Origin of the sequence: Paenibacillus sp. BR1-192 (assembly GCF_029542445.1) — a bacterium.
GTDB classification, from domain to species: Bacteria; Bacillota; Bacilli; order Paenibacillales; family Paenibacillaceae; genus Paenibacillus_AQ; species Paenibacillus_AQ lautus_A.
Window position 1 is genome coordinate 4,004,637 of sequence record NZ_CP120718.1, and the last position, 13,932, is coordinate 4,018,568.

The 13,932-nt window shown below is 46.4% G+C and carries 13 protein-coding genes; 4 read left to right on the plus strand and 9 right to left on the minus strand.

Annotated elements, in window-relative coordinates; genetic code table 11:
- Window positions 1-160: 160 nt before the first annotated feature.
- The 3 genes from P0X86_RS17730 to modA form a co-directional block, all read right to left on the minus strand.
- Window positions 161-1,147, minus strand: a complete 987-nt coding sequence (locus P0X86_RS17730) for a phage baseplate protein (protein WP_096774000.1) — start codon at window positions 1,145-1,147, stop codon at window positions 161-163.
- 227 nt (window positions 1,148-1,374) lie between these two features.
- Entirely contained in the window at window positions 1,375-2,034 is a 660-nt protein-coding gene (modB, locus tag P0X86_RS17735; RefSeq protein WP_277746060.1) for a molybdate ABC transporter permease subunit, read from the minus strand.
- A gap of 11 nt (window positions 2,035-2,045) precedes the next feature.
- Window positions 2,046-2,885: a molybdate ABC transporter substrate-binding protein gene (gene modA, locus P0X86_RS17740; RefSeq protein ID WP_277746061.1), complete on the minus strand. Its 840-nt coding sequence runs from the start codon at window positions 2,883-2,885 to the stop codon at window positions 2,046-2,048.
- A gap of 223 nt (window positions 2,886-3,108) precedes the next feature.
- On the opposite strand from modA, the gene P0X86_RS17745 reads away from it, so the two are divergent.
- Entirely contained in the window at window positions 3,109-4,059 is a 951-nt protein-coding gene (locus P0X86_RS17745; RefSeq protein WP_277746062.1) for a helix-turn-helix transcriptional regulator, read from the plus strand.
- 112 nt (window positions 4,060-4,171) lie between these two features.
- Here P0X86_RS17745 and P0X86_RS17750 read toward each other — a convergent pair whose 3' ends face one another.
- The 4 genes from P0X86_RS17750 to P0X86_RS17765 form a co-directional block, all read right to left on the minus strand.
- Window positions 4,172-4,555, minus strand: coding sequence for a VOC family protein (locus P0X86_RS17750; RefSeq protein ID WP_036660724.1), 384 nt, complete (start codon window positions 4,553-4,555; stop codon window positions 4,172-4,174).
- A 234-nt stretch (window positions 4,556-4,789) separates the two neighbouring features.
- Complete coding sequence (ppsA, locus tag P0X86_RS17755) at window positions 4,790-7,405, minus strand: phosphoenolpyruvate synthase (protein ID WP_277746063.1); 2,616 nt, start codon at window positions 7,403-7,405, stop codon at window positions 4,790-4,792.
- Window positions 7,406-7,629: 224 nt separating this feature from the next.
- Window positions 7,630-8,094, minus strand: a complete 465-nt coding sequence (locus P0X86_RS17760; RefSeq protein WP_009592531.1) for a hypothetical protein — start codon at window positions 8,092-8,094, stop codon at window positions 7,630-7,632.
- Between the two features lie 22 nt (window positions 8,095-8,116).
- The gene (locus P0X86_RS17765) at window positions 8,117-8,596 is read right to left on the minus strand and encodes a GyrI-like domain-containing protein (protein ID WP_192571651.1); all 480 of its coding nucleotides are present in this window, start codon (window positions 8,594-8,596) and stop codon (window positions 8,117-8,119) included.
- A 109-nt stretch (window positions 8,597-8,705) separates the two neighbouring features.
- On the opposite strand from P0X86_RS17765, the gene P0X86_RS17770 reads away from it, so the two are divergent.
- A complete protein-coding gene (locus P0X86_RS17770; protein ID WP_277746064.1) occupies window positions 8,706-9,668 on the plus strand; it encodes a helix-turn-helix transcriptional regulator in 963 nt (320 codons plus the stop codon).
- Window positions 9,669-9,812: 144 nt separating this feature from the next.
- On the opposite strand, the gene P0X86_RS17775 is transcribed toward P0X86_RS17770, so the two are convergent.
- Both P0X86_RS17775 and P0X86_RS17780 read right to left on the minus strand, forming a co-directional pair.
- Window positions 9,813-10,271: a DinB family protein gene (locus P0X86_RS17775; protein WP_228468903.1), complete on the minus strand. Its 459-nt coding sequence runs from the start codon at window positions 10,269-10,271 to the stop codon at window positions 9,813-9,815.
- A gap of 203 nt (window positions 10,272-10,474) precedes the next feature.
- Window positions 10,475-11,098, minus strand: coding sequence for a flavin reductase family protein (locus tag P0X86_RS17780; protein ID WP_277746065.1), 624 nt, complete (start codon window positions 11,096-11,098; stop codon window positions 10,475-10,477).
- A gap of 308 nt (window positions 11,099-11,406) precedes the next feature.
- On the opposite strand from P0X86_RS17780, the gene P0X86_RS17785 reads away from it, so the two are divergent.
- Both P0X86_RS17785 and P0X86_RS17790 read left to right on the plus strand, forming a co-directional pair.
- On the plus strand, window positions 11,407-12,150 hold the full coding sequence (locus tag P0X86_RS17785; protein WP_096774010.1) for an EcsC family protein: 744 nt from the start codon (window positions 11,407-11,409) through the stop codon (window positions 12,148-12,150).
- Between the two features lie 309 nt (window positions 12,151-12,459).
- On the plus strand, window positions 12,460-13,809 hold the full coding sequence (locus tag P0X86_RS17790; protein ID WP_277746066.1) for a glycoside hydrolase family 64 protein: 1,350 nt from the start codon (window positions 12,460-12,462) through the stop codon (window positions 13,807-13,809).
- Window positions 13,810-13,932 lie beyond the last annotated feature (123 nt).

A 13,932-nucleotide genomic window follows, 5' to 3' on the forward strand; every position in this document is an offset into this window, starting at 1 on the left:
TTTGAATTACTAGTACAGAATACCACAAAAACACACAATCTCACATTGTTCTCTGATATTAAGACGTGATAAGAAGCGATTTACAATTGCTGGGGACTGGACATACTAGTTACAATCTCGAAAAAAGCCGCCATTACATGGCGACTTTTTCGTAAAATATTTAAAAAATCGTATCCGGTACATAGTAAATTTTCTGCGTGTTTTTCTTGTTCTTGGGATCCGTCACGATCGTAAAGTAAACCTTCCCGTTCTTGGTCTGAACGCCCTCGATTTCATGCTTTCCCACATTCGTAATTTTCACCAGGCTCTTGTAGGCGCCCGAGCTGGTCATCATGGCGATCTGCGGGGTTTGGCCTTCGGCACCTCCCGAAGTGTAAATTTTGGAGCTCCCCAGCATATCTGCACCTTGAAACGATCCATTCGGTCTAATAATACGATTGCCGGATTGAGTGAAACTCGCTATGCTCGCTTTTACCGCTGCGGCACTATCCATTCGAACCTGCTTTTTGCTGTCCAGAAGCTTGTTCAGGGCCGCTGTGCTGTATATGGACCAGGTGACGGTCTTTTCCTTGGTTTGTACGCGGAAGAACGTATATTTGCTGTTGCCGCCGCCGTCGACCCTATAGGTTGTGCCTAATCGTTTGCCGGTCTTGTTGGCATAATTCATATAGACGAACCGGTCCAGCTTCGTATAATCGACCTTTGATCCCGCCTTATATTTTAGTCTTGCCACTTGGAGGGACCAGAATTGCTTAGTGGAAGAATCGGCTTTGGAACTGAAGTAGAAATAATGTTCCCCTTTGTACGTATACATATCAAGCGTTTGACAATGGCCGGTATTGGTGACGGTCATTTCGTCAACGTACTTCGCGTCTTTCCCGCTAATAAGCAGCCTGGAAAGATAGCATGTACCCTTAGACCGCTGCGTAACGTAAACATACTTGTCTGCAATATATGCTTTTTGAACGGCCACATTGTGCTTAAGCCCTTTAAGATTATAGGCCAGCTTAGCCGAAGCATTCACGGTTTTGCCTGGTGATGCAGCTGCAGCCGGCAGGACCGGCATGATAAGTAAAATAATGGCGAGAACGAACGATGTAAAAATCTTTAAGTTCTTACCGCTGAGAGCAAAGCGCTCCTGAAACATTAAGATACCTCCTTTGGCATGATGTCTCACTGGGGTTGATATGAAGCAGGAATTATAGCTGACGACAGCTAATCACAATCCTCCTTTCGGTTTGCGCGTAATCAGCACTTTTTACTGGAATGTGATGGTAAAATAATGTGCTGTAACTAATGATTACCCTTTTTTTAAAATAAATCAATATCATCAAGTTCCGAAACATGAAAAAAAGCCGCTGTATTTAGCGACTTTTATTGATCACTTCGTCTTGTAAGAAGCAACATTATAAAGGAAATCATGATCATGGATGCTGTCCACGCCCATGCCATCGTCGTATTGCCCGCATCAACCGCAACGAATATGGCTGTAGGAATGGTCTGTGTTTTGCCCGGAATATTGCCTGCTATCATTAACGTCGCCCCGAACTCACCAAGTCCACGAGCAAATCCAAGAATATAGGCAGTTACCAACGAGCGATAAGTCAAAGGAAGCGTTATATACCTGAAGACCTGCCATTCGTTAGCTCCATTTGATCGAGCTGCTTCCTCGACATCCCGTTGGACAGAAGAAAATCCCACCTTCATCGTTTGGTAGACGAGCGGGAAGGCTACGACGACCGAAGCGATCACGGCAGCCCACCAAGTAAAAATGACGGGCGCGTCAAAGAGCCATTCTATCCATTGCCCAAACCAGCTTTTTCGACCAAGTATGACCAACAGTACAAAACCAACCACGGTTGGCGGAAGAACTAAAGGGAGCATAAAGGCGGTCTCAAGAACCGTTTTCCCTTTAAAGGATTTGCGTGACATCCACCAGGCAGCAGCCACTCCAAGCAGGACAACCGTTAGGCTGGACAGTACGGAAACCTGTAGCGACAGTTTAATCGGTAACCAGAATTCGTTCCAATTCATATTGGCCCTAATCAATTCAGAACGGAAAATCCGTACTTCACAAAGACGTCCAGCGCTTCTTGAGTCTGTATAAAAGTGTAGAAATCCTCAGCCTCTTTTCGATGTTTCGTTGCCTTTACGATTCCAATCGGATATTCAACAGGCGTGTATGTTGCGGGATCCACAGTAAATGCAACCTTCACTTTGTCAGAGGTTAATGCGTCCGTTTTATACACAAACCCGACATCTGCATTACCCGTTTCTACATATTGAAGAACTTGACGTACGTCTTTACCTTGTACGATCTTGGATTGGAGCGAATCCCAGAAGTTCGTTTTTGTAAGGGCCTCTTTAGCGTAGCTTCCCGCAGGCACACTTTCTGGAATGCCAATGGCAATGTTCTTTAGTTCGGACTTGGACAAGTCGGCAAAGCTTGCAACCGGTACTTGTCCATCCGCAGACACGACAGCCACCAACTCATTGCTAAGTACATTTTTTTGTTGATTTGCATCAATCAGTTGTTTATCCACGAGCGCTTCCATGTTCTTGGCTGCGGCTGACAGGAACAAGTCGGCTGGTGCTCCCTGCTCAATCTGCTGCTGCAATGCGCCGGATGCGCCAAAATTAAAATTTAATGTGATATTTGGATTCTTCGTTTTATAATCCTCCTGGATTTCCTTTAGAGCATCTGTCATGCTTGCTGCCGCAGATACGGTCAATTCAACCGTCTCCGCTGCTGCCAAAGTTGTCGTACTCTTATCCGCAGCTTGAGAATCGGTATGATCTTTTGCTGCCGTACCGCAACCCGCCATTACTAATATCATGGATAATACAAGAGATAAAACCACGCTAATCTTTGCCGGTTTAATCATGGGTCCCCTCCAAAAAACTATATTTAGTTATATTCAAGCATAAACATTATACTGTCATGCGCAATTCTTTGTAAACCAAATATATCTATTTATATCTAATTCAATGATATCTATATAATCCGGAAAGGGGAGAAATCAGGAGAATCGTTTGAATTCATTCAATTGTGTTATAATTAGCCTCAAATGTTAAACCATTTATACAGTTAACCGGGAGGAACATGATATGTCCAATGACATGTCTTATACAACGGAGGAAATTGCCAAGCTCTTAAAAATATCCAAACTTACCGTGTATGATCTGATCAAAAAAGGGGAGCTGCCCTCTTATCGGGTCGGCAAACAAATGCGGGTGGATGCTGCTGACCTGGAGGCCTACAAACAAAGGACAAGAACGGTTCCGGTATCCAACCAACCTGTTGAGGCGCTTTCGCCTTCACCTATCCAACCGCCTACATTCACCAGTGGGAATCGCCCGATCGTCATTACCGGACATGACATTAGCCTAGACATTTTGGCCAAACATATGGAACAAACAATCCCCGCCATTCGGCCCTTGCGTTCATTTGTCGGCAGCCTCGACAGCTTAATCTCTATGTACAGAGGCGAGTCGGATATCGTCAGCACGCACCTCTTGGACGGAGATACAGGAGAGTACAATCTTCCATATATTCGAAAGCTGCTCGTTGGTTCTTCCTATGTGGTCGTCAATCTTCTTTCCAGAAATGCAGGGTTATATGTCCAGCCTGGGAACCCCTTCGGTCTTAAAGGGTGGTCTGATTTAGACCGTTCCGGGCTGCGATTCGTGAATCGCGAGAAGGGATCAGGCGCCCGCGTGTTGCTCGACGAACAGCTCCGCCTTCACGGAATCAATCCGCAGCAGCTTTCCGGCTATGATCATATTCAGACCAATCATCTCGGTGTGGCGACGAAAGTTGCTACCGGTGAAGCCGATGTTGGCGTAGGCATTGAGAAAGCAGCCTCAATAATCGGTCAAATTGATTTTATTCCTTTGATTCAGGAGCGTTATGATCTTGTGATACTTAAAACCACGTGGAGTCAGACTTGGATTCCCGCCCTTTTGCAAATTCTGCAATCGGACACCTTCCAAAAGGAGCTGCGTTCGATTCCGGGGTTTGATGTATCCCGTACAGGAGAAGTCCTGTTTGAGACTTGAGCACGGCAGCAATTTGCATGCTTATAAATAAAAGCCGCATACAATGCGGCTTTTATCGTCTTCATGTTCTTGTTGTCCTACACCATTCAGAAGAGTCAGGTAAATCCGTAAATTACTTCTGCACGATCTGAATAAGGTTCCCGCAGGTATCGTCAAAGACAGCTATTGTGAGTTCGCCCATTTTTGTCGGTTCCATCGTAAACTTCACGCCTTTTTCCCTTAACCGCTCGTACTCTTTGCGAATATCTTCAACGCCAAACATGGTTGCCGGGATGCCTTCGGCAAAGATCTTCTTTTGATACTCCTTTGCGGCAGGATGCTCGTTCGGTTCGAGCAAAAGCTCGGTACCGTCTTGAACATCGGGCGAAACAAGCGTTATCCACCTGAATTCTCCGACAGGAACATCTTCCTTTTTAACAAATCCGAGCTTCTCTGAATAAAACTCCAGCGCCCTGTCTTGATCCTGCACGAATATACTGGTTACAATGATTTTCATGATTTTATGGCCTCCTCCAGGATCATAAAATTAAAAATTACTCAATCCATCCTTTCAGCAAATTCTTCAGTGGTAAGCAACCTTAGAGTTTCGTGAATAAAACGTAACTTATAATAAGCTTCCTAAGTCCGCCAATCGCCCCAGCCGATTTATTTCCATGCAAGGCATCTGCTTCCTAAATGCTGTTCAATAATTGAAAAAGCCGCGAAAATCGCGGCTTCATGTTGGTATTTATTATAATATTTCCACATACCCCTCTGTTCCATTCACGCGAATGCGCTGTCCATCCTTGATCCTTTTGGTTGCGTTCTCGACGCCGACTACGGCAGGCAATCCATATTCACGCGCAATAACGGCTCCGTGGGTCATCAGTCCGCCCACTTCGGTGATCAATCCTTTAATGGATACAAACAATGGCGTCCAGCTAGGGTCCGTAAAAGCAGTGACTAAGATGTCTCCTTCCTCCAGATCAGCGTCTTCCATGTTTAAGATGACACGTGCTCTTCCCTCAATAACGCCCGAAGAAACTGGCAGCCCTACAATGGCTTCAGCAGGAATATTTTGCCGTTTGTACTCACCAACAATGATCTCGCCATCCGATGTGATCACACGCGGAGGAGTCAGTTTTTCATATAATTTGTACTCGTCTTTTCGTTTGTTGATCATTCGATAATCCAATTTATTTGTGCGTACGACATCGTGAAGTTCTTCAAAAGAGAGATAATATATATCTTCTCTGTCATGAATAACGCCCGTTTCTACGAGTTGTTCGGCTTCTTTCAGTAAAGCCTGCTTATATACGAAGTAGCGATTAACCATGCCGTATTTCGGATACTCCCGATAACCAATGAAATTCCGGATAAGGTCGATCATTCGTTTGGTTTCTGCGGCTTTTTGTTCACCATCCGGCAATCGGCTTAATCGTTCCAGGAGTTCTTGTTCTTTGTTCAGCGCTTCCTGTCGTCCTTGCTCAAACTTTCGATGGCTGGCATTAGGCTCAAAGTTTTTGATGTTACCCAGAATCAACGGGATGAGCGTAGCGGGTTTTTCGCTCCAACGTGTTCTAGTGATATCGATTTCTCCGGCACATCGCATCCCGTATTTGCTGAGAAAATCACGGATCGCGTCTCGGGCTTCACGCCCGCCATCAAACGTAACCAGCTCATCCAAAAAGTCATCATGTTTGACTTGCTGCAAATAATCAATGACTTCAGGATAAGGACGAATCGCATCTGCGACATCGAGCAGCGCCAGACCCATTTCCGAAGTAATATTATGGGGTACAGACTGAGAAAGCGTGTCTGCTGCGTTTTTTTCACCTAGCCACTCGTTCATTTTTTCATTGATCCATGATGAAGCATTCATGGCAGCCATAAAGACAGCCGAACTTTGCGGGTCGAACAGAATCTTCTTCAATTGCTGGATATCTTCCAGAATGAAATCAAATAAATCCGTCCCGGATTTCGTCCCGATGTTATGTTTTAACTCTTCGATCGATGTTTGACTTCGTTGAATCAGATCATTAACGATTGTCGGCTCGTTTTCGAATTGTGGGGGGGCACCGGCAGACGGCATAGCATTACTGCTTTTAACGGGATTCGCTTCTTTTTTATCAACGGGTAACGATTTTATAAAATCTCCTCGATCTATGATGGTCATAAGTGCGTCTTTCATGAGCGGATCGTGTTGTTCCATGCTATTTAATAAAAATTCTCTGCTGTTAGGCGATGCCAGATGATGTGTGACATCAACAAACAATCTTCCGCCGGCTTTGCGCATGGGTGCAGGAGTCGTTAGCAGGAAAAAAGACAATCCCAGCGGTTTCATGGGATCCGTCATCATTTGTTGATGACCAACAGAGATATAGACGCGATTTTCTTGATCACTCGCTTCAGGAATCGGGTATAACGTCGTGATCGGCCGGCTCTGAACGATATAAAACACGTCATCGGCCAGGCACCATTCGATATCTTGCGGCCGGCCGAAATAAGCTTCAATCTGTCTTCCGATGCGTGCCAGCCGTAAAATTTGTTGTTCGGTAAGGGTTTGGATCTTTTGCTGATCGGGGGCAATCGACTGGGTCTCCGTTCCGCCCTCCTGTCGTCCATAGATCGCCAATGTTTTGGCGGCTATCCTCTTATCGACGATGACCTCATCCTGTACTTTGTAACAATCGGCAGATACCAAACCGGAGACCAGCGCTTCTCCAAGTCCAAAGCTGGCATCGATGGACAGCAGCTTTCGATTGGATGTCATCGGGTCTGCCGTGAATAGTATCCCTGAAGCCTGCGGGAAAACCATCCTTTGAACGATCACGGATAAATAAACTTGACTGTGGTCAAATCCATTTTGCATCCGGTAGATCACGGCGCGATCCGTGAATAGGGATGCCCAGCATTTACTGATATGCTTCAAGACGGCCTCTGTCCCGATGATATTTAAATAGGTATCCTGTTGACCGGCAAAGGAGGCATGCGGTAAATCTTCAGCTGTCGCACTGGAACGCACGGCATAAGCATGTTCCTCGCCATACCGAGAGAGATAATGAGTTACGGCTTTCACGACGTCGGCAGGAATCTCTGCGTCCATAATGATTTGCCTGATCTTCCTGCCGACTTCACCAATTCGCTCCCGATCCTCTGCTTTTAGCATGGCTAGCTGTCCCAGCAAATCATGATAGGTTTCGTTTTGTTCGATGGCTTTTTGATATCCCGCGGTTGTAACACAAAATCCTTCCGGTACGTGTATTCCTTCGATTTTTGCTAATTCTCCTAGATTCATTCCTTTTCCGCCAACGAGCAACAGCTGGTTTTGTTCCATGTCTTGAAAATCGAGAACCAAAGAACGCATTCAACATCTCTCCTAACCATTAATTTGAGAAAAAAAACATTTGACAAGGGTATTTTTAGCGTGGTACAATTAAACTGTAAGATGAGATACTTATACCCTCATATCTGATTGTTTCGCATTCAGATTGTATCATCGTGTCTATGTAATTGCAATAATAAAGAACCTGAAATCAGAGGATTCAGGTTCTTTTTTGGGTTTTCGTTATTTATTTGACTGCTCACCGCTTAGTATTCCTTTTTAATTACAAAGAACGAGCCCCGAATGGTGCCGGCTAATTTGGACTTCTGCCTTGCAAACTTAAACTTCCCTTCCAACTCCTGCGGTACCTCCATCCCCTCCGAAAGCTTAAAACCGACAGCCCGCTTCTTAGGATCATCAACCGTATACATGACATTGACCGCGAGGCCATCCTCATAAAAGACGAAAGCCCACTGGATATTTTCCACTTGAAAACGCGACGTCTCCAAAGGTTTGGCCGCAAACTCAAGATCTCGTTCTTCTTTCAATATTCGGTTCACATAATCCAAAGTCTCCTGGCTATCGCCGGCTGGTACAACCGTAAATTCATGCTTATATTTGTTCATGAAGTAACGCGCCTCATTCGCTCGTAAACCAGCCAGCGCTTCCGCTGCGGGCGAAGACTCCAAACCAACCGTAGATACATTTTTAAAATCAACGATATAAGCCATGCCGCTTCTCCTTTGATCTTATTTATTTCCTTACGACGGGAATCCACAATTCGCCACATACGAAGCCGTCCCGCTCTTCCATCTCCACCGTTGCATTAGGCCCGCCGACATAGGCAAAATCCTTGGCTGACGGCAATACTTGACCAAAGGCAATGCCGGTAAGTTTATTGCTCAACTCATCCGCCGTTTTCCCTTCCCCTTTTACAACGAGGTATTCCCCTTTAGGAAATTGAATAACTCTAGTGGCCTCTGGTAACGACTCCTCCGTCATGACGCCGGCATAATACATCATCTTGTTATTGACCGCCTCGTTTACGGCAAAAATGTAATCATTCGCAGCTATGGCCTTTAAGGTATCAAGCCTTCCATCTTGCTTCACCGACTCCCAAAATTCCGTTTTTTCCTTGTTGATGCCGGCATAATCCGTGTAATCGCTTTTAAGTTCGGTTCCAATACCTAATACGATAAAGCTGTCTTTTTCCTCAAGCGTATAATTCTCCATATTCAAAACCTTCCTTTTTTAAAATTTTTCAAATGATTTGTCTTTTCACTTGATAGGTTTATAATAACCTTAAATCATGTCAAAAAATGATACTGTTTAGGAGAGTCCGATGAAAAAAGTTGAGCGGATTAATACCATCATGCGGTATATCAACAACCGCGCCCACTTTACCATTTCTGAAATAATGCGCGAATTTAACATTTCTCGCTCGACGGCGATTCGAGATATTCGAGAAATCGAAGCCATGGGGATGCCGCTTGTCGCTGAAGTTGGGAGGGATGGGGGGTATTTTGTCATGAACAACTCCGTCCTGCCCACGGTCCGCTTTACCGACACTGAAATCAAAGCTTTGTTTATCGCCTTTATGGCCACTCGAAATCAACAGCTCCCTTATCTAAAGAGTCGCCATTCTTTGGCTGAAAAATTACTCGGCCTCATCTCGGAGAACCAACAAGACGATCTTGTTCTACTAAATCAAATATTGCTGTTTGAAGGAACCAATCCTCATAATCCCGACTTGCTTGATCTGTCCGACCTGCCCCATCCGATGTTAGAAAAACTCATCCAACTCCTTCTGCTGGACAACTATTTATTGGTTTCCATCCAGGAAGAGAAGGAAATTAAATCTTATCCCATTTATCTCCTGCACCTTTATCGTGAAAAAAGCTTATGGTTAATTGAAGGCTTTGACTTAGCGGAAGAAAAGAGACGGATTATTCCTGTCGACAATCTTTCTGACATAGAACGATTCCATACGAAAAAAAGAGTTGGCAAGAAAAAGATTTTAGAGCAGCTGAGTAAACAGGAAGAGTTCATCAACCTTGTCCTTGATCTTGGTCCAAAGGCGATTGCCCAGTTCAAAAAGTACCATCCTGTAAAGTTTTCCATTGCATATACGAATCCTTACCAAACCACAGCCGTTCTTAAGGCTTTTATCGATGTGAACAAGGTGGAAGAATTGACCGAAATCACGAATTGGCTGCTATTTCTAGGTGGGGATATCAAGGTTAGGGAGATACCCGAACAAGTCGTAGAAGGTTTGAAAGAAAGATTCAGCTTGTACTGCCCATAAACACCGCCAGTGAAACGATTAATTCAGTGATAGCCTTCCCGTGGCCTTTCATCGAAATGAGCAATAGGAGCTCCATCCAAAATTTGGCCCGCGACAATTAGCATAACTTTTGTTCCAGTTCGGCCTTCTGGAGCAGGTGGTATCTTATGATTCGTCCGCGCTCGGGCCATACATCCCCGGTACCGGTATGCCGAGCAGGCGGAGATAGACCGTCAACTGGCCCCGATGATGATAAACGTGGTTGAACATCAGCGTGCGCGCCATGTCGATCCGAGGCGCTTCCAAAACGGTCTCCCCCTTGCTGACGAGCCTCCAGGTATCTCTTAGACCGTCTTCTCCCCATGCCCGAAGCTTGGTCTCGGCGAGTGACATGCTATTTTCCAGTGCATCAAGCAATTCTTGCCGGTTAGTCGGCTCGGGCAATGGTACAACCGGAACCTCGCTGACCGAATCATCCAACAATATAGCCAGCCCTCCGGGTACTCCGGCAATATGCAGGGCAAGCTGCCCCAAAGACATCGATATCGGATGCGGTCTCCAAGAAAAATTGTCTTCCGGGAGCTTTTCGAGAAGCGCCCGTGTCGATTCGGCTTCCCTTTTCAATTCGATGATCCATTCCTCAATTACGCTGATGGTGATCTCCTCCTCCGGCCTATGCCGTTCATCTCTTCCACCTTATCATCCCATGCGGGTAATCGTTTCTTACGGATTGCGGAAATCGAATTGGATCCCAGAGAACGCAAAGCTCCAAGCTGCGAGTAACGCACCTGTACGCGCATGATCAACGTGTCTTTTTTGAAAGCAGGCTATTTTACGGGATCCGGTCCGAATACCGGCGCCAATTTTGATGCAGACAATTGCTCGCTCAGTCCGAAATATTCGCAAAAATTCATAATCATCGGATTCCATTTCGCTGGATCGATATAATTGGGGTTACCAGTCACAAGAAGTTCTTCTTCAATATGGATTTTTTCTATTCGAACTTCAATGGCAACCAGCGAGCTGGGTTCTTCAAATGCATGGAGCTTCACAAGTTTGGCTTCCAGCTGCACTGGGCATTCTTTGACGCGCGGAGCCTGAACGATTAGGGATGGAAGTGGTGTTAAGCCAGCGACTCCGAATTTATCCGCCTCATACCTGTAGCCCCTCTGTGCTTTAGAATCAGGGACTGGGTTGCTGCCCGTCAACAGCGTCAGCCGATCCACAGCAGGAATCAAGTCAACCGACGGAAGACTAAGTACGCACTCCCGTTCTCGGATCAGATTTTGAACCGTCTTCGATTTTCTGCTCATACCCAGCATACACGATTGGTTGAGCCACCAGGCTGACGACATCGGAGACAGGTTGGGCGTACCGTCTTCGTTCATTGTGCTGATTAACACAACCGAAGTCCCGAAGTAAAGGATTTTGGGTTCAATTACTTTATGCATGACAGATTCACTCTCCTCGATAATAAGCTTCAAGGGTAATGTATCACAAATTTCGGGATGTTCTGGGGAATATCGAATAAGAGCACAAGATACTGAAATTATGGATACACCGCAGTTACGACTGCAAAGCTTCTGACTTAAAAACCGCTTTGGCAACCATTTATAAGTTATTAGAAAGCTGCGAACAGGACTTGTACCCTTAATCCGATACTGGACTTTAGTCGAGGTCTGTTACCTGCCGCGGTCTGTTCCGAACCACGAAGATATTCGTTACAATATAGCGAAGACGTTTAGAGGAGCGATTGATCATGAATTACGAGCATAAAGTACAGAGGGAGATCGCCGACTGGGAACACCAGATGTTCAAACCGCCGGGCTGGCTGGAAAAAACATCGAAAACCATCGGCAGCCGGATTAATCATTGGATTCCCCCGAAGGTGCACACCATTATAACGACCACCATACGATCGATCGTGCGTACGGCACTGTTCGGAGCAGAATATACGCCTAGCCGGCCGGTCCAGCGTTCTCTGGAACTGGAAGCTGCCGATCAAGAAGCGAAAGCGTTGTTTGCTCTGTACCAAAAAATCGCGGTTGCCGAAGGAGCTGGTACCGGAGCCGGCGGCATCATGTTCAGCATGGTAGACTTTCCGGCTTTAATCGCGATTAAAATGAAATTTTTGTTCGAGCTGGCGCATGTTTACGGTTATGACACCAAACACTTCTCCGAGCGGGTATTCATCCTCAAGGTATTTCAAATGACGTTTTCGGGGCCCGAAAACCGTGCCAGGCTGCTCGATTCCGTCAAGCGTTGGCATATTGAAAAGGAACAATGGCGCTCCGATACCGAATATGCCCGGAATATGGACTGGGAAACCTTTCAGGTCGAGTATCGAGACGCCATGGATTTCCGGAAAATGCTGCAGATGGTGCCCGGGATCGGCGCTTTTGCAGGCGCTTGGGCGAATTACACCATACTTGAGGAGCTGCGCGAATTCGCCATGAACGCTTACCGCCTGCGCAGATTGCACGATTTCGAGGGATTGGGTTAGCCCTATCCCTCCCCCTAAACATCTAAGGTACATGAACGAAGCATACCAAAAAGCAGCTCATCCATAGGATAGCTGCTTTTTGGTTGTTTCCATTGTCATTGCCACGCGCATACTTCCATTTCCGAAATGGCGAACCCCATCCCGAAATTCCGCTACTACTAAATTTTGGAAAACGGAATTATAATCTTTTTGTCATCGCATGGTTTGACACTTACAGTCAGCCAACTATCACGCCAAAATAAAGGAGGGATGCCGTTTCAGTCCCGATTGCGAAGTTGTTTTAATCCTAAGTCCAAAGGAGGAAATTTGATGATGCAGAAGGGAATGCGTTACCTGCTGGTTCTGTCGCTGCTGCTGACCTGTTGGTCCGTTTTCGGTACGAGAGCCGAAGCTGCGGACTATACACAGGGGGTTGAATTATCCGGCAACGCAGCCACCGTATGGTTCAAATCCGCCGTCAACACTAGCTGGGTCGATGTCCATTATCGAGTAAACGGCGGTGAACAGCAAAATTTCAGAATGTCTTACCATACCGGAAAATCCCGATTTGAGCAGGCCATCTCAGGCATTGCCGCCGGCCAAGTGATTACTTATTCGTTTACTTACAATAACGGGATCCCTGCCTATGACACAGGTGTATTTTCTTACACCGCGGGTTCCACGCCGCCTCCCTCTTCTTCCGGCTCCATATATGACATTCTTCCATCCACTATCCCCATGCCGCCAAACGGTGCCGTCTCGGTCAAGATCATGAACGGGACCCATGGCGCTTATACCGACCAGCAAATATACTGGGGCGTTCTCGGCATCAATCCCGTCAACAACCAGTGGAGCTATTTGGACCTTAACGGCAATCTGGTCCCGATCTCCAGCGCCTTGAATGATGCGCCAGGCCATTTAACCAAGAACGGCATCAACTACGCCAACATTTATCATAAGGTCAGCGATGCTTCTTGGGTCACATTGCCCCAGATCACATCGGGCCGAATGTTCCTTAGCGTCGGCACTCCTCTGTACTTGAAGACCTTTAACGATGGATTCGCCGGCCCCGATCTGAACAATCCGACCGACCCGAACCGCGATATTTATTTTGATTTCGTTGAATTCACGATTGACGCCGCCGGCTATCACGGCAATACGACACGCGTCGACGGATTCGGTTTTCCCCTTCAGCATCGTCTGGTCAATAAATCCGGTTCCTTCGACCAGACTGTAGGCGAGCTGGAATCCGAAACCCGAAACGGAATCTTCGCCAAATTCCAGGCTGAAGTTCCTGCCGCCTTCAAATCGTTGGCCACGATTCAAGCACCGTATCGCATTGTCGCGCCGATTCACGGTTCTTTTGCCCAGGGTGGCGCGAATGCCAACTATTTCGGCGGGTACGCTCCGTACAGCACCCAGGATATTTTCCGGTGCGACGGCGCTTTAACGGATGCGGCAACTTGTGCCGCCATTCAACGTCATGTTTACAAGGCCAACGACTGGAATAACGTTTCGAATTACTATCAAGCCGCCCCGGCCAATTATTACGCAAAATTCTGGCACGACCACAGCATTAACCGCTTGGCCTACGGTTTTCCGTATGACGATGTCAACGGCCAGGCCGCTTACCTTGAAGTTGGCGACCCGAAAGGCCTGATCATCCGCATCGGTTGGTAAATCCCCCATGATACCTGAGTGACTGAGATTGGAAATAGCCTACTCGCTTTATCTATCATCTTTAGTGCAAAAAAGCCGCGATTTTGGCGGCTTTTCATTCGTTTATACCCAGTAAACCGGTTA